Source organism: Nocardia noduli, from assembly GCF_019038455.1.
Classification (GTDB): Bacteria; Actinomycetota; Actinomycetes; order Mycobacteriales; family Mycobacteriaceae; genus Nocardia; species Nocardia noduli.
In genome coordinates this window covers 24,291-47,351 of record NZ_JAFMPL010000011.1, presented here as the reverse complement: position 1 = coordinate 47,351, position 23,061 = coordinate 24,291, and the positions used below count along the sequence as shown (strand labels likewise).

Here is a 23,061-nt window from a genome sequence, read left to right as displayed (position 1 = left end):
TAGCCTGGACTCGTGTTCAGCAATATCGGCTGGAGCGAGATGCTCATTTTGCTCGTCGCCGCCCTCGTGATCCTCGGTCCTGAACGGCTGCCCGGGGCGGTTCGCTGGACCACGCGCAGCCTGCGTCAGGTACGCGACTACGCGAGTGGGGCCACGGCCCAACTCAAAGAGGAACTCGGTCCGGAATTCGACGACCTGCGCAAGCCGCTGGCCGATCTGAACGAGTTGCGCGGGATGAGTCCGCGCGCGGTGGTGACCAAACATTTGCTGAACGGGGATGATTCGGTCTTCCGCGATCTGGAGAAGGCGGTGCCGAGCAAGGACGACCTCCTCGGCACCGCGAGCGGCATGCCGGATCATCCGATGCCGAAACTCGAGAAGCCGTTGGCGCGCAACGAGCGTCCGCCGATCGACAACGATGCCACCTGACCTGTAGAAATACACTTTTCGCACGAAACGGACTGAGCCGTCTGGAAGTTCGACTGTCAAGCGTTCTAGACACAGGAGCGTGTCCACCTGTCTAGACTTCGCACATGTCGGCCGATGACGTGGCGCGAGTCTTTGCGATCGAGGACAAGGTCGAGAGACTCAAAGCAGCCACAGACGGGGTGGCGGCGGCGCAGCAGACCATCAACGAGCTAACGCGTATCCGCAGGGCGGTCATCCGCGAACTGCACGCCGAGGGCTGGACCTTCGCCAGAATCGGTGCCGCCGCCGGACTTTCCCGCGCGCGCATCCATCAGGTGAGCACCCAGGGCCCCGCACCCGAGGGGTTGTTCTTCGGTCACGGCTCGCTCACCGTGCTCGTCCCCGAGATCCGCGCCGGGCGCATCCTCGGCGCACCCGATCCCAACGCGGGCACCCGGCTGGCCGAATTGCTGCGCGAACTCGGTTTCACCGCGACGGTCGAAACCTTCCTGCCCGGTCGCCCGATCGACCTGAACCGCGACGGCCTCATCGCCATCGGCGGCCCCGAACTCTCCCCGAGTCTGCGCCAGCTCATCGCCGCCGACCCCCGACTGCGCCGGGCCGTGACCCGCGCGGGTGACGCCCGCCGCGGTATCGAGGACAGGGCGGCCAGGCGCGTGTACCGGCCGGGCGGCCCGGAGCCGCACGATATCGCCTATCTGGCCCGCCTGCCCCGCCCCGACGGTCGCGGCACCTGCCTGCTCATCGACGGACTGCACCCACCCGGCTCACTCGGCGCGATCCGGCTGCTCGCCACCCGCCTGGCCACCCTGCACGAGCGCGCGGCCAACAATCTGTTCTCGGTCCTCATCGCGGTCCGCTACGACCGCTCGACCGGTGAGCCCGTCGATGCCGACCTGCTCACCCCGGTCTACCGCCACGAACCCCCCGATTCCCGATCGGCGGCCCTGCGCACCCGTCGCTGAACTTCGGCGCGTATTCGACGCCCACCGGGCGGTTCAGCCCAATCGGTCGCGCGTGTACCCACCGCATCCAGGGCGCCTGCGCTCCGTCGTGCGCGACCTCGGCCGCCTCGACCACCCTCGGCCGTCCGCTGATCGCATATCGCACGGCCCGAATCGGTTTCGCGCGCGGCGAGGCTCCCACGAATCGACAGCGGGCAGGTTGCCGCCTCACAGATTTGGCCCCAACGGGTACCGCCCTACGCTCACCGATCTGCCATGTGGCACAGCTCACGCGGTCCCGCCCGCCCACAGAGCCTCTTCTGCATATAGATTGCTGACAAATAACCATTGATGTGAGCGGGTGCACGTTTCGTGGGTGCGACGTCCGCAGCCGAGCCGAGCCGGGTCGTGTGACGGGCTGTTCGTACGACATTTCGAGCGCCCACCACGGGAGGCAGTTGTGAACCTCGTCGTCGCCATCGGCACGGTCCTCGTCGTCGCGGGCATGCTCGGCATCCTCGCCGTCGCCCTCCGCGGAACCGGCTCCGCGCGTGATCACCTGACAGTGGCGCAGATTCAAGCCAGACTCGCCGGGGAGTACCCCGCCGAGCCCGCCACGTTCGGCGGACCGTCCGTACTCCGCACACCCGCCAGGTCGAATCGGGCCGCCGATTTCGACTCCCCCACCCTGGTCGATATCGCGCGCCCGACCAGCGACCCCCGCCGGACCGAGCCGGTGACCGCCGACCGACGTCCCACCGGCTACCGTCCCCACCCGAACGTCCGATCCGGCACCGACAGGTAGTCGCCACAGGCCGACCGGTTCGGTGACTACCCTCGAATTATCGGCACGCGTCGCGCCCTCGCGGAGGGCCGCGCGAGGCGTCGAGGAGAGGAGCGGAGGCCGTGCGCACCGTACTCGAACAGCTCATCGGGCTGCTGCCCTCGGGACCCGTCGCCCTGGCGCGGGTCATCGAGACGACCGGCGCGGGACCGAGGCAGCCGGGGGCCGCGATGCTGGTGACCGAATCGGGCACCGTCGTCGGATCGCTGTCGGGCGGCTGCGTCGAGGCGGCGGTGCTCGACTCGGCGCGGACGGTGCTGGCGAGCGGACAGGCAGCCGCCGACCGTTTCGGGTACGCCGAATCCGACGGCATCGAGATCGGGTTGACCTGCGGCGGCGAGATGGAGATCTTCGTCGAGCGGGTCGACGCGAGCAGACTCGCGGTGCTGACCGAACTGCGCCGCGCACTCGCCGCGAGCGAACCCGTCGCGCTGGCGACCACGCTGGAGTCCGCTGCCGAATGGAAGTTGTTGCGGCCCGGGGATTCCGAGCCGTGGCGCGGCGTCGATCGGGATGCCGCGGCGTTGCTGGCCGCGGGGCGCAGCGGCATCGTCGGCGCGGCGGAATGCGGGCCCGAATCCGCCACACGTCCGCGGACTTTCGTCCAGGTCTTCGCCACCGCACCGCGGATGATCCTGGCGGGAGCCAATGATTTCGTACGGGCGCTGAGCCACACCGGCCGCAGGCTCGGCTACCGGGTCACCGTGGTCGACGCCCGCGAGACGTTCGCGACCCCCGCCCGTTTCCCCGCCGCGCACGACGTGGTCGTCGACTGGCCGCACCGCTACCTCGACGCCGAATACCGCGCGGGTCGCGTCGATCACCGCACGGTGGTGTGCGTGCTGACCCACGACGCGAAATTCGACGTGCCGATGCTCGCCGCCGCCCTGGCCATCGACCGGCTGGCCTTCGTCGGCGCGCTCGGTTCCCGGCGCACCGACGCCGAACGTCGCGAGCGACTGCGCGAGGCCGGTGTCGGCGAAACCCGACTCGCGCGCCTGCACAGCCCGCTCGGCCTGGATCTGGACGCCCACACCCCCGACGAGACCGCGATATCCATCGCCGCGCATATCCTCGCGGTCCGCGGTGGCGCGTCGGGCCTTCCGCTGGACCGGCGCGACGGACCCATCCACCGCTGAGCGGTCCCGCCGTTCGGACGGCGGTACCGAACCCGCCCGCGAATACCTGTCGGTACAGTCGGGGGCATGTTCAGCTCCACCGCCGTGCCGTCACCGACTCTGTGCGGCAGGCCGGTGGCGACGGATCGCGCTCTGGTCATGGCCATCGTCAACCGGACGCCCGATTCGTTCTACGACAAGGGCGCGACCTTCGGCGATTCGGCCGCCATGGACGCGGTCGCGCGCGCCGTCGACGAGGGCACGGACGTGGTCGACATCGGCGGGGTGAAGGCCGGTCCAGGCAATCTGGTCGACGCGGCCGAGGAGGCCCGCAGGGTGGTGCCGTTCGTCGCCGCCATCAGGGGCAAATATCCCGATCTGCTGATCAGCATCGACACCTGGCGCGCGGAGGTGGCGCGGGCCGCCGTGGACGCGGGCGCCGACCTGATCAACGACACCTGGGCGGGCGCCGATCCGGATCTGGTGCGCGTCGCGGCCGAACTCGGCGTCGGCATCGTCTGTAGTCACACCGGAGGGGCGGTGCCGCGGACGCGGCCGCACCGGGTCCGCTACACCGACGTGGTGGCGGAGGTGACCGAAACGGTGGTGCGCGCGGCCGAGAACGCGCTCGCCGCGGGTGTGCGCAGGGATTCGATCCTGATCGATCCGACCCACGATTTCGGTAAGAACACCCATCACGGGCTCGCACTGTTGCGAGGAGTCGACGTTCTTGTAAAAACCGGATGGCCAGTCCTGATGGCACTGAGCAACAAGGATTTCATCGGGGAGACTTTAGGTGTCGACCTATCCGAACGGTTGGAGGGCACATTGGCAGCGACAGCATGGTCTGCCGCGGCGGGCGCTCGAATCTTCCGGGTCCACGAAGTCGCCGCGACCCGGCGAGTGGTCGACATGATCGCCGCGATCCAGGGCATCCGGCCCCCCGCACGAACCCTGCGAGGTCTGGTATGAAATTCCAACACCGCGAGCCCGCCTGGGCGACTACGAACACCTTCGACAACCCCGAATGGCCGGTCGACGACCTCGTCGCCGCCAAGAACGGGCGCACGGTCTCGGTCGTGCTGCCCGCGCTGAACGAGGAAGGCACCGTCGCCGACGTGGTGGCCAGTATCCGGCCCCTGCTCGGCACCCTGGTCGATGAACTGGTGGTACTCGACTCGGGATCCACCGACGCCACCGCCGAACGCGCGGCGGCCGCAGGCGCCGAGGTCATCACCCGGGAACAGGCGGTTCCCGAACTGGATCCGGTCTCGGGCAAGGGCGAGGTGCTGTGGCGCTCGCTCGCCGTGACCAGCGGCGACCTGATCGCCTTCGTCGACTCCGATCTCATCGACCCGGACCCGGCCTTCGTGCCGAAACTGCTCGGCCCACTGTTGACGGTCGAGGGCATGCACCTGGTGAAGGCCTACTACCGGCGGCCGCTGCGCCAGGGCGATTCCGTCGACGCGCACGGCGGCGGCCGGGTCACCGAACTCGTGGCACGACCGCTGCTGGCCGCACTGCGCCCGGAGCTGTCACAGGTGCTGCAACCGCTCGGCGGCGAATACGCGGGCACCAGGGAACTGCTGACCTCGGTCCCGTTCGCGCCCGGCTACGGCGTGGAGATCGGGCTGCTGCTCGACACCTACGATCGGCTCGGCATCGATGCCATCGGCCAGGTCAATCTCGGCGTGCGCACCCACCGCAACCGTCCGCTCGCCGATCTGGGCGTGATGAGCCGCCAGATCCTCGGCACCGTCCTCGGTCGCAGCGGAGTCCAGGACTCCGGCGCGGCGCTCACCCAGTTCCCGCTGATCGGCGACGAATTCACCGCCCACAGCACCGAGGTGTCGCTGGCGGACCGTCCGCCGATGAACACTTTGCGCCCTTCCCGCGTCGCTGCCTGAGACCACCTCCGCTGTCCCTCGGGCGCACGCACCACGGCTCACCCCATGGGCAAACCCCTCGCGGCTCAACCCTCGGACTCATGTGCCACGCCGTGGGCAGGCCCGTCGCGGCTCAACCCTTGGGCCACGCGTCGCGGCTCACCCTTTGGGGGCGCGCCTCGCGGCGACGTCGTCGGCGTACTCGTCGTAGGCGGGCACGTATCCGTCGGCGCGGCCCGAGAGGACGTACAGCGTGCTCGCGTCGTCGCTCGCGTATCCCTGTTTGCGTAGTTCGACCTTGCGGCTCTTGAAGGTCGAGGTCTGCTCGAGTTCATCCACCACGCGGACGAACAGCGGGACCGCGTAGGACGGCAGGCGGTCGTAGGCGAGCCCGGCGAGCGCCTTCCCGTCGAATTCGGCGTCGGGGCGCAGGGTCACGGCGGCCATTCCGGCTTTGCCGTCGGTTCCGGGAATGTCGACGCCGAACACCACGGCCTGCTCGATCGCCTCGCTCTCGCTGAGCGCGCCCTCTACCTGCGTGGTCGCGACGTTCTCGCCCTTCCACCGGAAGGTGTCGCCGAGCCGGTCGACGAAGGCGATATGCCACCAGCCCTGGTCGCGAACCAGGTCGCCGGTGTCGAACCAGATGTCACCGTCGGCGAAACCGTCGCGCACGAGTTTCGCCTCGGACGCCTGTGCGTCGGTGTATCCGTCGAAGGGCTGCTTGTCCGTCACCTTGGCGAGCAACAGTCCCACGCCGCCCGAACCGACCCTCCGCAATCTGCCGTCGGCTCCGCGCGCGGCCTTACCGGTCTCGTCGTCGTATTCGACGATCGCGTACGGCAGCGGACCGACCCCCGCCGTGCGGTCGATGCCGAACGCGTTGACGAAGGCCACCGGCGCTTCGCTCGCGCCGTAGAACTCGACCACCCGGCCGATGCCGAAACGGGTGGTGAACTCGTCCCACAGTTCCGGACGCAACCCGTTGCCGACCGCGAGCCGGACCCGGTGCTGTCGATCGGTGGGTGCGGGCGGCTGCCGGAGCAGATAGCGGCAGAGTTCGCCGATGTAGATGAACGCGGTGGCCCGTTCCCGGATGATCTCGTCCCAGAATCCGCCCGCCGAGAATTTGCGGCCGAGCGCGTAGGTCGCACCGCCCGCGAGCACCGACGACAGCGCGACGGTGAGCGCGTTGTTGTGATAGAGCGGCAGGCAGCAGTACATGGTGTCGCTGCCGCGCAGTCGAATTCCGAGTCCGCCGAGCCCGGCCATGCTCTTGGTCCAGCGCTGGTGGGTCATCACGCTGGCCTTGGGCAGGCCGGTGGTGCCGGAGGTGAAGATCAGGAAAGCCCGCTCGCGCGCGGTGATCTGCGCGCAGACGGCCGGATCATCGGGATCGGCGAATTCGGCGGCGTCCAGGAGATCGTCGCTGTACAGCACATTCGGCAGCGGCTCCGGCAGCGAGTCGAGCGCCTCCCGGCATTCCTCGCCGACCACGTCGAGCACACTGTCGAGCAGGTCGAAACTGTGTGCCAGCACCCGATCGCGCTGATTGTGATTGACCAGGCCGACGGTCGCGCCGAGTTTCACCACGGCCAGTGCGAGCAGCAGGGTTTCGGGCCGGTTGGTCATCAGCACGCCGACCACGTCACCGCGCCGGACACCGCGATCGGTGAGGACGTTGGCGAACCGGTTCACCTGTGCGTTCGCCTGCTGATAGGTGTAGGTGCTGCCCTCGAAACGCAGGAAGAGCCGTTGCGGGTGCCGGTGGGCGTTGCGTTGGAAATACAGGCCGATCGAGGCCCGGTCACCGGGCCGGACCAGCATCCCGACGGCGTTGCGCACCATGCCCGGTGCGTCGAGCGCCATCGCGGGGAGGGCTTTGACGAGATCGAGAAGACTTACCGTGGTGCGGGTTTCGGTACTCACCGGTCCTGATGCTCCTCAGTATTCACTGTGGCGTCGGCGAAGCCGCGCAGCGCGGCGAAGGCCGAGGCCAGATCGGTCACGACGGTGATCCGCTCCATCGCGTACCTGGTCACGAACCCGCGCTCGTACAGTTCGTCGAGCCAGCGCAGCAGTCCCGCGTAGAAACCGTCCGCGTCGAGCAGGACCACCGGCTTGTCGTGCTGGCCGAGGTAGCCGCCGGTCCACGCCTCGAAGAATTCCTCCAGCGTGCCGATGCCGCCGGGCAGGGTGAGGAAGGCGTCGGCGCGATCCTCCATGACCTGTTTGCGCTGGCGCATGGTGTCGGTGACGATGAGTTCGTCCGCGCCCACATCGGCGACCTCTTGGTGCACAAGGTGTTTCGGAATCACCCCGACGGTCTGCGCGCCACCGGCGCGCGCGGCCGTCGCGACCGCGCCCATCATCGAGACGTGACCGCCACCGGACACCAATTGCCAACCGTTCCTGGCGATTTCGGTGCCGACCCGGGCCGCGAGGGACAGGTGCGCGGGATCGGCGGTGCTGGCCGAGCAGTACACGCACACGGAGTACCCCGCAGCGGTCACCACTGGTCCTCCGTGCCGAGCGCGTCGACATTCCCGCCCGCCGCCGCGGTGTCGACGATGATGGAGACGACGTCCTCGACGCTGTCGGTCAGATGCAGCAGATCGAGATCTCCCGGCGAGATCTTGCCCGAGCCGCCGAGCGAATCCCGCAGCCAGTCAACCAGTCCCGACCAGTACGCGGTGCCGAACAGGATGATCGGGAACCGGGTGATCTTGCGGGTCTGCACCAGGGTGAGCGCCTCGAACAATTCGTCGAGGGTGCCGAATCCGCCCGGCAGGCAGACGAAGGCCTGCGAATACTTCACGAACATGGTCTTGCGCGCGAAGAAATACCGGAAATTGATCCCGAGGTCGACCCATTCGTTGAGGCTCTGCTCGAACGGCAGCTCGATGCCGAGCCCGATCGAATAGCCGCCCACCTCGGAGGCGCCACGATTGACCGCCTCCATCGCCCCGGGACCGCCCCCGGTGATGACCGCGAATCCGGCCCTGGCCAGCGCGGCGCCGATGGCGCGGCCCGCTTCGTATTCGGGGTGTTCGACCGGGGTGCGCGCCGAACCGAAGACCGCGACCGCGCGCGGCACCTCGGCCAGCGCGCCGAAACCCTCGACGAATTCGGCCTGGATGCGCAGCACCCGCCACGGATCGGTGTGCACCCAATCGGTCGGTTCGTGCCGATCGAGCAGATTCTGATCCGCGGTGCCGAGACCGTCCTTGCGGTCGCGACGGAACATGATCGGCCCCCGATACTTGGGGGTCGACTTCCGTGAGCTGGCAACCTCGGGTTCGACGGCGTCGGTAGACATGACGTCCACGCTACCGGGATCGGCGTTTCGCGCACCGAACCACCGGGACAACACCGCGCGTATTCACGGCAACACGGTATCGCCGGGTTCAGGCCCCGCCGACGAGGTAATTCCGGAGAATGGCGGCGACGGCGGTGATCTGCGCGGTCGGCACGTGTTCGTCGCGTTTGTGGGCCAGATTGGGATCGCCGGGACCGAAATTGACGGCGGGAATGCCGCGCGCCGCGAAACGGGAGACATCGGTCCAGCCGTATTTCGCGCGCACCCCGCCACCGCCGTGGGCCTCGACCGAGGCGATGAGATCCGCCGCCGCGGGCGCGGTCAGGCCGGGCAGCGCGCCCGGCGCGGAATCGGTGACCTCGAAGCGCAGGTCCAGTCCCGCGAAGACCTCGCGGATGTGGGCGACGGCCTCGTCCACCGAACGATCCGGCGCGAAGCGGAAATTCACGTCGAGTTCGGCGATATCGGGCACCACATTGCCCGCGACACCGCCCTGGACCCGCACCGCCGACAACCCCTCGCGATACACGCATCCGTCGATGTCGACCTGCCTGGCCTGATACTCCGACAGCCGTTGCAGAACCGGCGCCAGACGGTGAACGGCGTTGTCGCCCAACCAGGATCGCGCCGAATGCGCGCGGGTGCCCTCGGTGGTGAGCCGCGCCCGCATGGTGCCCTGGCATCCCGCCTCGACCCAGCCGCCGGACGGTTCGCCGAGGATCGCGAGATCGCCGTCGAGCCACTGCGGCAGATCGCGCTCGATATGACCGAGCCCGTTGTGTTCGGCGGCGATCTCTTCGCCGTCGTAGAAGATCAGCGTCAGGTCGCAGACCGGATCGGCGATGGTCGCCGCAAGATGCAGGAAGACCGCGTCGCCGGATTTCATGTCGACGGTGCCGCAGCCGAACATCACCGGCGCGCCCTCGGCGTCGGTGTCGAATCTGCTCGGCACGTTGTCGGCGATCGGCACGGTGTCCAGGTGCCCCGCCAGGATCACCCGTGTCGGCTTGCCGTGATTCGTCCGGGCCAGGACGACGTTGCCGTGCCGGAGCACCTCGAATCCGGTGGTCTGCTCGCGCAGCGCGCGTTCGACGATATCGGCGATCACGGCCTCGTCGAGCGAGACGCTGGGAATGTCCACCAGAGCGGCGGTCAGTGCGATGGGATCCTCGCGCAGGTCGATGGTCACGCACTCAGCGTACGGAGACGGGCGGCGCCTTTCTCCGGTGACCCGCGACCGGGTTGTGACGAACAAGCCGCAGGTAGGTTCACCACGGCCCGCCTCGGGTCGGTAACCTCTGTCGACGTGAGCATCAAGGGAGCAGCAGCAGTCGGTATCGCCAATGTGACCGCGGACGGAACCGTCCTCGACACCTGGTACCCGAGCCCGGAGCTGGGCGAATTCGGCGAGACGGGCACCAAACGCCTCGATGACGCCCCCGCGGAGTACGCCGCGCTGCTCGGCTTCGACGACGCGCGCGGCGTCGACGTGATCGCGGTGCGCACCGTGATCGCCGACCTGTCCGCCCCGCCGGTCGACGCGCACGACGTCTACCTGCGCCTGCACCTGCTCTCCCACCGGCTGGTGACCCCTCACACGATCAGCCTGGACGGCCAGTTCGGCCTGCTGAGCAATGTGGTCTGGACCAACCACGGCCCCGCCGCGGTGGAGGGTTTCGAGGTCACCCGCGCCAAACTGCGCGCCCGCGGTCCGGTGACCGTCTACAGCGTCGACAAATTCCCGCGCATGGTCGACTACGTGATCCCGACCGGCGTGCGCATCGGCGACGCCGACCGGGTCCGGCTCGGCGCGCATCTCGCCTCCGGCACCACCGTCATGCACGAGGGTTTCGTCAACTTCAACGCGGGCACCCTCGGCAATTCGATGATCGAAGGTCGTATCTCGGCGGGCGTCCTGGTCGGCGACGGTTCCGATATCGGCGGTGGCGCGTCGACCATGGGCACGCTGTCCGGTGGCGGCACCCAGATCATCTCGATCGGCGAGCGTTCGCTGATCGGCGCGAACGCCGGCGTCGGCATCCCGCTCGGTGACGACTGCGTGGTCGAGGCCGGACTCTACGTCACCGCGGGCACCAAGGTCGTCACGCCCGACGGCACCGTGGTCAAGGCCGCCGAACTGGCCGGGCAGAACAATCTGCTGTTCCGTCGCAATTCCCAGAGCGGAGCGGTGGAAGTGGTGTCCCGCGCGGGCACGGGTATCGAGCTCAACGCGGCGCTGCACGCGAACGACTGAATTCCCGCAGGGTGAGCCTCACGAGGCGGGCTCACCCTCCAGCCCGAACGCGATGACCCGGTCCGGGCGGATGCGGATCATCTCACGGGACACGCCGTCGATGTAGGGCTGCACATCCGTCAATGCCTCTGCGGTGCCCCGTATTTCGAGGCAGCGCACCCGCCACGGCCGGACCGAGGCGACGTCGTCGACCACGAAGGCGACGCGGTCGTTACCGGTCAGATTGCGGAACTTCCACGAAGCGCCCATGTTCCAGCCCGCGATATCGATGGTGCCGAGGTCGGCGTTGTACCGGAAGCCGACGGGGTTGTTCTGGGGCGAGCCGTCGGGGCGGACGGTCGCCAGCCGACCCAACTGCTGTGTGTGCAGGTAATCGATCTGTTCGGACGTCAGCTGTGCGTTCATATCCGTCACCGTAGAACCTGTACCTCACTCGAGGTCAATCCCCCGAAGCCAGCACCTTCTTCTGCACCTTGCCCATGGCATTGCGCGGCAACGCGGTCAGCACGCGGACCTCTCGTGGCCGTTTGTGCACCGAAAGCTGCTGCGCCACATGGTCGATGAGTTCGGACTCGACATCGTCCGCCACACCGTCGCGCAGCACGACGAAGGCGACGACGCGCTGGCCGAGATCGTCGTCGGGCAGACCGACCACGGCCGCTTCGGCGACGGCGGGATGGCCGAGCAGCACGGTCTCGACCTCGCCCGCCCCGATCCGATAGCCGCCGGATTTGATGAGATCCACCGATTCGCGCCCGACGATGCGATGGAAACCCTCGGCGTCGATGACGGCCACGTCACCGGTGCGGAACCAGCCGTCCTCGGTCCAACTCTCTGCGGTCACCTCGGGACGGTTCAGGTATCCGTCGAACAGCATCGGTCCCGAGACCTGTAGCCCGCCGATACTCTCGCCGTCGTGCGGCACCGGCGCGCCGGTTTCGTCGCGCAGCCGGGTCCGCACGCCCGCCACGGGGGTGCCGACCCAGCCGGGCCTGCGCTCGCCGTCGGCGCGCGTGGACAGCGTGATCATGGTTTCGCTCATGCCGTACCGCTCGACCGGACTCTGCCCGGTGAGTTCGCGCAACTTCTCGAAAACCGGAACGGGCAGGGGCGCGCTGCCCGACACCAGCAGCCTGGCTTTCGCTAAGTGCCGTGCGGCCTCCGGATCTTCGACGACCCGTGACCACACCGTCGGCACTCCGAAATACAGCGTTCCCTTCGCCTGCGCGTAGGCCTGCGGGGTCGGCTTGCCGGTGTGGATCAGCGGTGAGCCGACGCGAAGCGGGCCGAGTAGGCCGAGGATCAGGCCGTGCACGTGGAACAGCGGAAGACCTTGTACCAGTACATCGCTCGCGGTCCACGACCACGCGTCGGCGAGGGCGTCGAGCCCGGCGGCGATGGCGCCGCGCGTGAGTATCACGCCCTTGGGCAGGCCGGTGGTGCCCGAGGTGTAGAGGATGAACGCGGCCGAGGACGGATCGGGTTCGGAATAGGTGTGCCAGGAACGCGCGTGCACGCGTACCGGCACCACCGGCAGTCCGGTGCCGTCGGGCGCCTCGCCGAGCCATGCCTGCGCCCCCGAATCGGCGAGGATATGGGCGAGTTCGGTCTCGCCGGAATCCGGCGGCACGGGCACCACCGTGACGCCCGCGATCAGGCAGCCGACGACCGCGAGCACCGTCGTGACGGTGGGCGCGGCCAGAACAGCCACCCGGTCGGCGCGAGCGACTCGCTCGGCCACCGAGGTCGCCGCGCCGAGCAGATCACCGCGCGAGAGCGTGGTCCCGTCGATGGTGACGGCGTCGGGTATATCCGCACCCGCGGCGACGGCGAGCGGATTCAGGGAACGAAGCAGCAACGGCGAGCCGAACGACATTCGCTCACGCTACTGCGCGCGGACCCGGCGACCGACGCTGCCCCACGGACGGTCCGCCCTCCGATCACAGCTCGGACGACGTCGGCGGCAGACGGTTGACACCCCGCAGAGGCGGTGAGACGGTTTATGAATACTCTTCTCAACGACGAGATCGAGGTCGCCATGACCAGACCATTTCGCGCCGCCGCGTCGACGCCGAGCACGCGCGCCGGGACCGACGACTTCGACATCACCCGTCATATCGACGGATCGGCCGCGTTCTTCGGCGCGGCGGCCAACGTCATCATGCAGTTGAGCACCCCCGCCGTCGGCTACGGCGTGCTGGAGAGTCCGGTCGACAGCGGCAAGATCATGCTGCACCCGATCAAACGGACCCGAACCACCCTCACCTATCTCGCGGTCGCCATGCTCGGCACCGAGGACGAACGCGCCGCCTACCGCGCGGCGATCGATACCTCGCACCGGGGCGTGCGCTCCGGCCCGGACAGCCCCGTGAAATACAACGCCTTCGACCCCGTCCTGCAACTGTGGGTGGCCGCCTGCCTCTACTGGGGCGCGCGCGACCTCTACGAGCGCATGCACGGTCCCATGGACGAGGCCGCCGCCGACGGCTTCTACCAGCACGCCGAACGTCTCGGCAGCACGCTCCAGATGCCCTCCGGGCTGTGGCCCGCCGACCGCGCCGCCTTCGACCGCTACTGGACCGAGAACCTGGCCCGCACCAGCATCGCCGCACCGGTGCGCGCCATGTTGGACGACATCGTCGACCTGAAGATGTTCCCCCGCCCGGTCAACCTCGCCTTCGGCCGATTCCACCGCTGGATGACCGCGGGCATGCTCCCCGCCCACCTCCGCGACCAGATGGGCATGCCCTGGTCCGACCGCGACGACCGCAACCTGGCCCGCCTGCTCACCACCGCGGGCGCGATCGAGGACCGAATCCCCCACGCGCTCAGGACTTTTCCGATCACCGCATTCCTCTGGGACCTGCGCCTGCGCCGCCGCCTCGGCCTGCGCCTGGTCTGACGACGCGACGCGTCTTCAGGACACCCTGAAGGAGACGACGACGTGGTCGCGGGCGAAGCGGCGGATGGCCTGGTCGTCGCCGAGCGGGATCACCGTTTGGGGGGTGAGCGCCAGTGATACCGCGGTGCGGGCGATCATCTCGGCGAGGGGGGCCGGGTCGTAGTCGGGGAGTTTTCCTTCCGCCTGGAGGCGGGCGACGAATTCGGCGAGGTAGTCGCGGCCGAGTTCGATGATCGGCGCGCCGCGCGTGGTGAGGAACGGCAGGACCAGTTCGGGTTCGGTGGCGAGCAGGCGGTGGACCAGTTCGTTACCGCGCAGGCCGTTGATGAACGCGGCGAACAGTTCGACGATCTGGTCCTCGGCGTCGGCGTCGCGGTCCACCTGACGTTTCAGTACGGCGTCGACCTCATCGATGAAATCGCGGGTCTGACGGAGCGCGACCGCCTGGATGAGATCGGATTTGCTCGCGAAGCGCCGGTACAGCGTGGCCAGCGACAGCCCGCAGCGCCGTGCCACCTCGACCATGCTCGTGCGCTTGATCCCGAAATCGAGGAAGGCCATCAGGGCGGCGTCCAGCACGCGTGCCTGATTGCGATCCTCCGGGCCCGTGTTGCGCACCAGGGGCAGCAACCTGGTCAGCCTCGCCATGCTCTCCACCTATCCACAGTCGATTCCGGCGAAACGATGACGATCCAAGCATCGCATAGCATCACCCTCCGGCGACGGTCACCGCCGATTGACAGGGTTCCGAGACGATGAGAAGGTGAGGGCACAATCTTCTCACTTTTCGTCATCGTGGACGAAGACAGAAAGACGGGGATCCCATGACCGCACCCCTGCGCGAGACAACGCCCGAACCGGCCCGAAGCTGCCGCTACGGGACGGCAGACGACTTCGACATGGAGGAGTTCTGGACCGGGGCGGCCGCCTTCCTCGGCGGCACCGCGAACGTCATCATGCAGCTCAGCCTGCGTCCGGTCGCCTACGGCGTGATGGAGAGTCCCGTCGAATCCGGTCGCATCACCGTGCATCCGTACAAGCGGCTGCGCACCACGCTGACCTACCTCGCGGTCGCGCTGATGGGCACCGACGAGGACAAGCGGATCTACAAGAAAGCCGTCAACGGCTCGCACCGGCCCGTCCACTCCGGTCCCGACAGCCCGGTCGAGTACAACGCCTTCGACCCGAAACTACAGCTGTGGGTGGCTGCCTGCCTGTACTGGGGCATCGTCGACCTGGAGGAACGACTACACGGTCCGATGGATCCCGACACCACCGAGGTCTTCTACCGGTACGCCTCCCGACTCGGCACCACGTTGCAGGTGCGCCCCGAGATGTGGCCCGCCGATCGCGCCGCGTTCGACGAGTACTGGACTTCCGAACTGGCCACCAAGACGATCGATCCGAGGACCCGCGCCTTCTTCGACGACCTCATCGATCTGAAGATGGTCACCAGGCCGCTGCGGATCTTCGCACCGATTCAGCGCTTCTTCGTTGTCGGGCTGCTGCCACCGCATCTGCGCTCGGAGATGCGGTTGACCTGGACCGACCGCGACGAACGGATCATGAACGCGCTGTTGCGCGCGATCGGCGCCGTCCATCGGCGATTCCCCAAGCCCGCCAGACTCTTTCCGCTCAACGCCTACCTGTGGGACATGCGTCGCAGGCACCGGCTGGGCAAGCCGCTGGTCTGATCAGGACCGTGAGACCAGCGCCCGCAGGAAGAACCCCAGATTCGCCGGGCGCTCGGCCAGCCGCCGGGTCAGGTAGCCGTACCACTCGTTGCCGTAGGGCATGTAGACCCGCATCGCGTATCCGGCCTCGGTCAGCCGGGACTGCTCACCCTCGCGAATGCCGTAGAGCATCTGGTGCTCGAAACGATAGGCGGCCCGGTTCGTTTCGGCCGCCATCGTCTCCGCCGCCAAGACGAGCATCGGATCGTGGGTCGCCACCATCGGATAGCCGTCCCCGTACATGAGGACTTCGAGACAGCGCAGATACGATTCGGTCACCTCGACGGCCTGCTGGAAGGCCACACCCTGCGGTTCCCGATAGGCGCCCTTGCACAACCGGATTCGTGAATCCGGACCGGCGAATTCGGCGCAGTCGGATTCGGTGCGATGCAGGTAGGCCTGGAGAACCGTGCCGAGCCAGGGGAATTCGGGCCGCAGTTCGAGTACCGAGGCCAGGGTGGCGTCGGTGGCGGTGTGATCCTCCGCGTCGACGGTCACCCATACCCCGGCCTCGGCCGCCTTCGTGCACAGGACGCGCAGATTGTCGGTGGCGATGGCGGGGCCGTCGGCGGGTAACGCCTGCCCGAGGGCCGATAATTTGACCGACACCTCCACCGGCGCGACCTCGACACCGAGCGACCGCACCCGCCCGAGCGCCGCGAGATCGTTGATGAGCGAGAGGTATTCCGCCACGGTCGCGTCCGCCTGCGCCCGGTCGGTCGTGTACTCACCGAGGAAATCGACGCTGACCAGCCGGTCGGTGCCGAGCACGGCCGCCACGACCGGAAGCAGTTCGGTCCTGCTCTCGCCCGCCACGAAGCGGCGGACGATATCGGTGGTGACGGTCGTGCCGGTGAGCACGCGTTTCATGCGCGGCGACCCGGCGGCCGCGAGAATGACGGGACGCAGCGGATTCATCGCCGCCTACCCCGCACCGGATTCTGCGTTGCCTGGCCCACCGTGCCTCCTGTGCCGTCGGGAATGCCGCTCACACGTCCATATGCGGATAGCGATGCTCGACCGGGGGGACGAACGTCTCCTTGATGGTCCGTGGCGCCACCCACCGCAGCAGATTCAGCGGCGAACCCGCCTTGTCGTCGGTTCCCGAAGCGCGCGCGCCACCGAAAGGCTGCTGACCGACCACCGCGCCGGTGGGTTTGTCGTTGATGTAGAAATTGCCCGCCGCGAATCGCAAAGCGGCACTCGCCTGTTCGATCGCGTGCCGGTCCTGGGCGAAGATCGCGCCGGTCAGCCCGTAGGGTGCGGCGGATTCGGCCTCGGCCAGAATCGCGGCGTAGGAACCGGGTTCGGCATCGTCGTAGACGTGCACCGACAGGATCGGGCCGAAATACTCGGTCCGGAAGGACTCGTCGCGGGGATCGTCGGACAGCAGTACCGTCGGGCGCACGAACCAGCCTTCGGAATCGTCGTACTCGCCGCCGACCGGGATGGTGATCCCGGCGTCGCGGGCCCGCTCGATGGCGGCCACGTTCTTGTCGTAGGAACGTCGATCGATCAGCGCGCCACCGAATTTCGTCAGGTCGGCGATATCGCCGTATTCGAGCCCGCCCGCGACGTTCAGGAAATCGTCGCCCATGACCCGCCACACCGAGCGCGGGATATAGGCGCGCGACGCGGCGGAACATTTCTGGCCCTGGTATTCGTAGGCGCCGCGGACCATCGCGGTGCGCAACGCGTCCGGATCGGCCGAGGGATGCGCGACGATGAAATCCTTGCCGCCGGTCTCACCGACCAGCCTCGGATAGCCGTGGTAGCGGCCGATATTCGCGCCGACCTGCTGCCACAGGTATTGGAATGTCCCGGTGGAACCGGTGAAATGGATTCCGGCCAGGCGGGGATCGCTCAGCGCGACTTCCGACAGTGCCGCGCCGTCGCCGGTCACCATGTTGATCACGCCGGGCGGCAGGCCCGCGGCTTCGAGCAATCTCATGGTGTAGAACGCGGACAGCGTCTGGGTCGGTGACGGTTTCCAGACCACCGTATTACCCATCAGGGCGGGCGCGGTCGGCAGATTTCCCGCGATGGCGGTGAAGTTGAAGGGGGTGATCGCGTAGACGAAACCCTCCAGCGGCCGATACTCCAGGCGATTCCACACCCCGGGCGAGGACTGGGGTTGCTGTTCCATGATCTGGCGCGCGAACGCCACATTGAAACGCCAGAAGTCGATCAGTTCACAGGGTGCGTCGATCTCGGCCTGGATCGCCGATTTCGATTGACCGAGCATGGTCGCGGCGGCGATGGTCTCACGCCACGGGCCCGCGAGCAGGTCCGCGGCGCGCAGCAGGATCGCGGCGCGTTCGTCGAAGGGTAGCGCGCGCCAGCCCGGCGCGGCCGCGATGGCCGCGTCGATGGCTCCGCGCGCTTCGGAGTGGGTGATATCGGTGTAGGTCCCGAGGACGTGAGCGTGCCGGTGCGGGGCGACGATGGAGTGCCGATCGCCGATACCCGGGCGATGTTTGCCGCCGACGACCAGCGGGACATCGACGGATTCGGCGGAGATCTCGGCCAGTCGCGCGACCAGTAGTTCACGCTCCCGGCTGCCGGGTGCGTAGGAATGCACCGGCTCGTTGCCGGGGACAGGGACAACCGTGACAGCGTCCATACCCCAGGCTATCGCCCTTTGCGGCCGGTTGCGCGCCACGCGCGCCGATCGCGTGTCCGCCGATGCTGCCTGACAACCGCTCGATCGGGCGGGCGGTCGGCGATCGGGTGGCCGCATCGAACCTAGGGTCGTCGGCCGATCGCGGATCGCGACGCGCACGGTCCGACCGTCTTCGACGCTCCGGAGTGTCAGATGAGCGTCGGGCACGCCCGGCGCGCTGTTCTCAGCGCTCGCCGAGCCGTGAGACCGCGGCGTCGATGCGCTCGTCGGTCGCGGTCAGGGCGATGCGGACGTATTCGGCACAGCCCGGGCCGTAGAACTCGCCGGGCGCGGCGAGGATGCCGCGTTCGGCCAGCCAGTCCAGGGTCGTGTGGCAGTTCTCGCCCCTGGTCGACCACAGGTAGAGGCCCGCTTCGGAATGATCGATGCGGAAACCGGCCGCTTCCAGGGCCTTTCGCAGAATCTCCCGGCGCGCCCGGTACCGTTCGCGCTGCTGCGCCTCGTGCGCGTCGTCGCTCAGCGCCGCGGTCATGGCGGCCTGGATCGGGAAGGGCACCATCATGCCGGAATGTTTGCGGACTTCGAGCAGTTCCGCGACGAGTTCGGGGTCGCCCGCCACGAATCCGGCGCGGTAACTGGCCAGATTCGAGGTCTTCGACAGGGAATGCACCGCGAGCAGGTTCGTATGATCGCCGTCGCAGACATCGGGGTCGAGGATCGAGACCGCCCGGCCCTCCCAGGTCAGTCCGAGGTAGCACTCGTCGGAGGCCACGATCGCACCGCGCTCGCGGGCGAAGGCGACGACCTTGCGCAGGTGATCGACGCCGAGCACCTTGCCGGTGGGATTCGACGGCGAATTCACGTAGATCAGGGCCGGGTTGCGCGGGCCGAGCTGGGTCAGACCGTCCGCGCGCACGATCTCAGCGCCCGCGAGCAGTGCCCCGACCTCGTAGGTCGGGTAGGCGGCCTCGGGGATGACGACCAGGTCGCCGGTGCCGAGGCCGAGCAGTTTCGGCAGTCCGGCGATCAGTTCCTTGGTGCCGATCACCGGCAGGACGGCGGCGGGATCGATATCGGTGACCCCGTAGCGCCGCTTCAACGCGTCGACGGCGGCGGCGCGCAATTCGGGCGTCCCGTGCGTGGTCGGGTAGCCGGGGACCTCGGCGACCGAATTCAACGCGGTCCTGATCAGCGGTGCCACCGGATCGACCGGGGTGCCGACCGACAGGTCGACGATTCCGCCGGGATGCGCCGCCGCTTTCGCCTTGACCGCCGCGATGGTGTCCCAAGGGAAGTCGGGCAGCAGCGAGCTGACCCGAATACGAGCCGACACGTGCGAACTCACTCGCCCATCGGGGGGAGTTCTTTGATGAACGCCGGATCGAAATCGGTCTTGCCGACCTTGGTCGCGCCACCCGGCGAACCCAACTCGTCGAAGAAATCGACGTTGGCGTTCACGTAACCGATCCACTGGTCGGGGGTGTCGTCCTCGTAGAAGATGGCCTCGACCGGACACACCGGCTCACACGCACCACAGTCCACGCACTCGTCGGGATGGATGTACAGCATGCGACCACCCTCGTAGATGCAATCCACGGGGCATTCCTCGATGCATGCCTTGTCCTTCACGTCAACGCACGGTTCAGCGATGATGTACGGCACTGCCGTTCTCCTAGTCTGGTCCTCACCTGCGGGATGGTCCGCCTGCGAAACCCTATCCCTACACCCCACGTTACTACCGGTCAGCCTGCCCTAACTTCCCAGCTCCGACCCCGGCCGCGTCCACTGTGACGCCCCAGCCAGATCCTAGTGCCGCAACCCCGTTCACGCCCGCATCGAGTGACCGATCCCTCCAACCCCACCGTTCACACCCGCGGCGCGATCTCCAGATCCGCCCACAGCAATTCCAGCGGAAAGGGATCCGAGGCGGCGACAGCTACCGGGCCCATATCGCGATGACCGGTGCCGATATGGATGTAGGGGCCGGTCCGATCCGACAGCGTGTAGCGCTCGATGGTCAGCGCCCCGATCTTGTCGAAACTCACCAGCCAGTAGTGCGGGATGCCCGCGTCCGCGTAATCGCTCATCTTGTGCACCCGGTCCCTGCGTTCGGACCAGGTGGACAGCACCTCGACGACGATCACGCAGTGCCCGGCCCCCAACTGCTCGAATTCGGGGAGACCCGCGCTGCTCACGCGGGACGACGAAACCGTCGACGATCTCGAACTCGCGGCGGACGTCCTCCTCGATGTCGAGGAACGTCACCCAGTCGATCGGCGTCGGTTGCGGGCCCTGCCAGATGACGGTCACGTCGCGATCGTAACCGTCGTCCCGAGTGCTTCCGTGGCTATCCGACGACCAGGGGGATCGAGGTGGCGGAGCGGTCGATGCGGCCGTAGACGGTGGTGCGTTCGCGGACCGGCCTGCCGATGCCCTCGGCGATCTCGCGCAGTTCGGCGACGGTTTTCGCCGAGCCGTGCTGGGAGCCCGCCATGCGGGAGATGGTCTCCTCCATCAGGGTGCCGCCGAGGTCGTTGGCCCCGCCGTTGAGCATCATGCGGGTGCCCTGGGTGCCGAGTTTGACCCAGCTGGTCTGGATATTGTGGATACGGCCGTGCAGCATGATGCGCGACAGGGCGTGGGCGGCGCGGTTGTCGCGGATGGTCGGGCCCGGGCGTGCGGCGCCCGCCAGGTAGAGCGGGGCGCTCTGGTGGACGAAGGGCAGCAGCACGAATTCGGTGAAACCGCCGGTCTCGTCCTGGATTCCGCGCAGCACGCGCAGGTGGCCGACCCAGTGCGACGGATTGTCGACGTGGCCGTACATCATGGTCGAACTCGACCGCAGCCCCACCTGATGGGCCGTGGTGATGACCTCGATCCAGGCCGACGCCGGCAGTTTGCCCTTGGTGAGCACCCAGCGCACCTCGTCGTCCAGGATCTCGGCCGCGGTACCGGGGATGGTGTCCAGCCCCGCCTCTTTCAGCGCGACCAGCCAGTCCTTGACGCTCTGACCGCCACGTGACGCGCCGTTCACGATCTCCATCGGACTGAACGCGTGCACGTGCATCGACGGCACCCGCCGCTTCACCGCGCGCACCAGATCCGCGTATCCGGTGACCGGCAGATCCGGGTCGATACCGCCCTGCATGCAGACCTCGCTCGCACCGTCGACATAGGCCTCCCAGGCCCGGTCGGCGACTTCCTCCGTGCTGAGCGTGAAGGCGTCGGCGTCGCCCTTGCGCTGGGCGAACGCGCAGAAACGACATCCGGTGTAGCAGATATTGGTGAAGTTGATATTCCGGTTCACCACGTAGGTGACCTCGTCGCCGGATACCTCCCGGCGCAACTGATCGGCGAGGGCGACAACGGCTTCCAGATCCGGGCCGTCGGCGGTGGCGAGCGCCAGGTATTCGGCGTCGCTCAGGCCCGCCGGATCGGCTTCGGCGGCGCGCAACGCCGCGAGTACGTCGGCGTCCAGCCGCTGCGGCGCGGTGATCGCCAGATCACGGGCCTGTTCGCGAATGGTGTCCCAGTCGCCGAAGGCTCCCAGGACCTCCTGGCCGAGTCCGGAATCGCTGCGGCTCTCGGTATTTCGTCCGGTGATGTCGATCGAGGTGTTGAGATCGACCCGCCCCGCCGAATCCCAGTTCTCGTCGGGCTCCTGCCACGGCAGGCCGACCGGCAACGCGTCCGGGTTCGCCAGACCGGTCGCCGGGTCGGTCAGCGCCGCGACGTGCGCGCCGATCCGGGGGTCGATCCACGGATTGCCCGCGCGCACGTACTTCGGATGCGCGGAGGTGCGCTCGACCAGCTGGTATCCCGCGGCTTCGGTGATCTCGCGCAGGGTGTCCAGATTGGGCCACGGCCGTTCGGGGTTGACGTGGTCGGGCGTGACCGGGGAGACCCCGCCCCAGTCATCGATCCCCGCGTCGATGAGATCGAGGCAGTCCTGCTGGGAGACCAGATTCGGCGGCGCCTGCACCGGCACATCCGGGCCGAGCAGCAGCCTGGTGACGGCGATGGCGGCGCGGAATTCCTCCAGACCGGCGTCGGGGGTATCCCGCATCGCGGTGTCGTCCTTGGCCCGGAAGTTCTGGATGATCACTTCCTGGATGTGCCCGAATGCCTTGTGCTGCTTACGAATCGCCATGATGGATTCGGCGCGCTCGACCATCGTCTCGCCGATGCCGATCAGGATTCCGGTGGTGTAGGGCACCGAGAGACGTCCGGCGTCGGTGATCGAGCGCAACCGCACCGCCGGATCCTTGTCGGGACTGCCGTAGTGGCATTCGCCCTTCTCGGTGAACAACCGGGACGAGGTGGTCTCCAGCATCATGCCCATGGACTGCGCGACCGGCTTGAGCCGGGAGATCTCGTCCCAGCTCATCACACCCGGATTCAGGTGCGGAAGCAGTCCGGTCTCCTCCAGTACCAGGATGGAGACGGCGCGCAGATAGTCGAGGGTGGAATCGTAACCGCGCTCGTCGAGCCACTGCGCGGCCTCGGGCCAGCGGTCCTCCGGCCGGTCACCGAGGGTGAACAGCGCTTCCTTGCAGCCGAGCGCCGCGCCTTCGCGCGCGATCTCGAGCACCTCGTCGGGTTCGAGGAACATGCCTTTGCCCTCGGCCCGCAATTTGCCCGGGACCGTGACGAAGGTGCAGTAGTGGCATTTGTCCCGGCACAGTTTGGTTAGCGGGATGAAGACGTTGCGGGAATAACTGATGGTTCTCGGGCGACCCGCCGACTCCAGACCCGCGTCGCGCACTCTGGCCGCGCTGGCGGACAGATCGACCAGGTCATCGCCGCGGGCGTGCAGCAGCACGGTGGCTTCGTCCACGTTCAATGTCACGCCGTCACGCGCTCGCCGCAGCGCCCGGCGCATGGCCGATGACGTGGGCGGCACGGGGGGGACACTCGGTGTCGCTAGCTCGGTCACGCCCTCGATCATGCGCTACACATCCTTCGCTGTCTCCCTCCAGTGCACCCGAGTGAGCGTGCGGCAATGCCGC

General features: G+C 67.9%; 22 protein-coding genes. 9 read left to right on the top strand and 13 right to left on the bottom strand.

The genetic code is table 11. The features are described from left to right. The first annotated feature begins 12 nt into the window (after window positions 1-12). From tatB to JZ792_RS09390, 6 genes are all read left to right on the top strand, one after another. A complete protein-coding gene (gene tatB / locus JZ792_RS09415) occupies window positions 13-429 on the top strand; it encodes a Sec-independent protein translocase protein TatB (protein ID WP_216908957.1) in 417 nt (138 codons plus the stop codon). A gap of 104 nt (window positions 430-533) precedes the next feature. Next, window positions 534-1,394 carry a hypothetical protein gene (locus tag JZ792_RS09410; RefSeq protein ID WP_216908956.1) on the top strand — a complete coding sequence of 287 codons (861 nt, stop codon included), beginning with the start codon at window positions 534-536 and terminating at the stop codon, window positions 1,392-1,394. Between the two features lie 439 nt (window positions 1,395-1,833). Beyond that, entirely contained in the window at window positions 1,834-2,178 is a 345-nt protein-coding gene (locus tag JZ792_RS09405) for a hypothetical protein (RefSeq protein ID WP_216908954.1), read from the top strand. Between the two features lie 101 nt (window positions 2,179-2,279). Next, entirely contained in the window at window positions 2,280-3,356 is a 1,077-nt protein-coding gene (locus JZ792_RS09400; protein WP_216908952.1) for an XdhC family protein, read from the top strand. Between the two features lie 66 nt (window positions 3,357-3,422). Continuing rightward, window positions 3,423-4,307, top strand: a complete 885-nt coding sequence (gene folP, locus JZ792_RS09395; RefSeq protein WP_216908950.1) for a dihydropteroate synthase — start codon at window positions 3,423-3,425, stop codon at window positions 4,305-4,307. Beyond that, window positions 4,304-5,242 carry a glucosyl-3-phosphoglycerate synthase gene (locus tag JZ792_RS09390; protein WP_216908948.1) on the top strand — a complete coding sequence of 313 codons (939 nt, stop codon included), beginning with the start codon at window positions 4,304-4,306 and terminating at the stop codon, window positions 5,240-5,242. Before folP ends, JZ792_RS09390 begins: the two co-directional genes overlap by 4 nt. Window positions 5,243-5,380: 138 nt before the next feature. On the opposite strand, the gene JZ792_RS09385 is transcribed toward JZ792_RS09390, so the two are convergent. The 4 genes from JZ792_RS09385 to dapE all read right to left on the bottom strand — a co-directional run bounded on the left by JZ792_RS09385 (window position 5,381) and on the right by dapE (window position 9,729). After that, complete coding sequence (locus JZ792_RS09385) at window positions 5,381-7,150, bottom strand: long-chain-acyl-CoA synthetase (protein WP_216908946.1); 1,770 nt, start codon at window positions 7,148-7,150, stop codon at window positions 5,381-5,383. Next, window positions 7,147-7,734, bottom strand: coding sequence for an LOG family protein (locus JZ792_RS09380; protein ID WP_216908944.1), 588 nt, complete (start codon window positions 7,732-7,734; stop codon window positions 7,147-7,149). Before JZ792_RS09380 ends, JZ792_RS09385 begins: the two co-directional genes overlap by 4 nt. Next, a complete protein-coding gene (locus JZ792_RS09375) occupies window positions 7,731-8,540 on the bottom strand; it encodes an LOG family protein (RefSeq protein ID WP_216908942.1) in 810 nt (269 codons plus the stop codon). Before JZ792_RS09375 ends, JZ792_RS09380 begins: the two co-directional genes overlap by 4 nt. An 88-nt stretch (window positions 8,541-8,628) precedes the next feature. After that, window positions 8,629-9,729 carry a succinyl-diaminopimelate desuccinylase gene (gene dapE, locus JZ792_RS09370; protein WP_216908940.1) on the bottom strand — a complete coding sequence of 367 codons (1,101 nt, stop codon included), beginning with the start codon at window positions 9,727-9,729 and terminating at the stop codon, window positions 8,629-8,631. 117 nt (window positions 9,730-9,846) lie between these two features. On the opposite strand from dapE, the gene dapD reads away from it, so the two are divergent. Then, window positions 9,847-10,794, top strand: a complete 948-nt coding sequence (gene dapD / locus JZ792_RS09365; protein WP_216908938.1) for a 2,3,4,5-tetrahydropyridine-2,6-dicarboxylate N-succinyltransferase — start codon at window positions 9,847-9,849, stop codon at window positions 10,792-10,794. Window positions 10,795-10,812: 18 nt separating this feature from the next. On the opposite strand, the gene JZ792_RS09360 is transcribed toward dapD, so the two are convergent. Both JZ792_RS09360 and JZ792_RS09355 read right to left on the bottom strand, forming a co-directional pair. Continuing rightward, the gene (locus JZ792_RS09360) at window positions 10,813-11,199 is read right to left on the bottom strand and encodes a PPOX class F420-dependent oxidoreductase (protein WP_216908936.1); all 387 of its coding nucleotides are present in this window, start codon (window positions 11,197-11,199) and stop codon (window positions 10,813-10,815) included. Window positions 11,200-11,233: 34 nt separating this feature from the next. Beyond that, window positions 11,234-12,670 (bottom strand): acyl-CoA synthetase, encoded by a 1,437-nt coding sequence (locus JZ792_RS09355; protein ID WP_216908934.1) that lies wholly within the window; start codon window positions 12,668-12,670, stop codon window positions 11,234-11,236. Window positions 12,671-12,832: 162 nt separating this feature from the next. On the opposite strand from JZ792_RS09355, the gene JZ792_RS09350 reads away from it, so the two are divergent. Beyond that, window positions 12,833-13,696 carry an oxygenase MpaB family protein gene (locus JZ792_RS09350; RefSeq protein ID WP_216909113.1) on the top strand — a complete coding sequence of 288 codons (864 nt, stop codon included), beginning with the start codon at window positions 12,833-12,835 and terminating at the stop codon, window positions 13,694-13,696. A 15-nt stretch (window positions 13,697-13,711) separates the two neighbouring features. On the opposite strand, the gene JZ792_RS09345 is transcribed toward JZ792_RS09350, so the two are convergent. After that, window positions 13,712-14,344 (bottom strand): TetR/AcrR family transcriptional regulator, encoded by a 633-nt coding sequence (locus JZ792_RS09345; protein ID WP_216908932.1) that lies wholly within the window; start codon window positions 14,342-14,344, stop codon window positions 13,712-13,714. Between the two features lie 176 nt (window positions 14,345-14,520). Here JZ792_RS09345 and JZ792_RS09340 point away from each other — a divergent pair, with 176 nt between their 5' ends. Then, on the top strand, window positions 14,521-15,390 hold the full coding sequence (locus tag JZ792_RS09340; protein WP_216908930.1) for an oxygenase MpaB family protein: 870 nt from the start codon (window positions 14,521-14,523) through the stop codon (window positions 15,388-15,390). Here JZ792_RS09340 and JZ792_RS09335 read toward each other — a convergent pair whose 3' ends face one another. The 6 genes from JZ792_RS09335 to JZ792_RS09310 all read right to left on the bottom strand — a co-directional run bounded on the left by JZ792_RS09335 (window position 15,391) and on the right by JZ792_RS09310 (window position 23,000). Then, complete coding sequence (locus JZ792_RS09335; protein ID WP_216908928.1) at window positions 15,391-16,347, bottom strand: proline dehydrogenase family protein; 957 nt, start codon at window positions 16,345-16,347, stop codon at window positions 15,391-15,393. It lies immediately after the preceding gene. A 70-nt stretch (window positions 16,348-16,417) separates the two neighbouring features. Further along, window positions 16,418-18,052, bottom strand: a complete 1,635-nt coding sequence (gene pruA, locus JZ792_RS09330; protein WP_216908926.1) for an L-glutamate gamma-semialdehyde dehydrogenase — start codon at window positions 18,050-18,052, stop codon at window positions 16,418-16,420. Between the two features lie 223 nt (window positions 18,053-18,275). Then, window positions 18,276-19,385 (bottom strand): succinyldiaminopimelate transaminase, encoded by a 1,110-nt coding sequence (dapC, locus tag JZ792_RS09325; protein WP_216909110.1) that lies wholly within the window; start codon window positions 19,383-19,385, stop codon window positions 18,276-18,278. A gap of 8 nt (window positions 19,386-19,393) precedes the next feature. Beyond that, on the bottom strand, window positions 19,394-19,714 hold the full coding sequence (fdxA, locus tag JZ792_RS09320) for a ferredoxin (RefSeq protein WP_109528510.1): 321 nt from the start codon (window positions 19,712-19,714) through the stop codon (window positions 19,394-19,396). 203 nt (window positions 19,715-19,917) lie between these two features. Beyond that, window positions 19,918-20,247 (bottom strand): Uma2 family endonuclease, encoded by a 330-nt coding sequence (locus JZ792_RS09315; RefSeq protein WP_216908924.1) that lies wholly within the window; start codon window positions 20,245-20,247, stop codon window positions 19,918-19,920. Window positions 20,248-20,399: 152 nt separating this feature from the next. After that, the gene (locus JZ792_RS09310) at window positions 20,400-23,000 is read right to left on the bottom strand and encodes a bifunctional FO biosynthesis protein CofGH (RefSeq protein WP_216908922.1); all 2,601 of its coding nucleotides are present in this window, start codon (window positions 22,998-23,000) and stop codon (window positions 20,400-20,402) included. Window positions 23,001-23,061 lie beyond the last annotated feature (61 nt).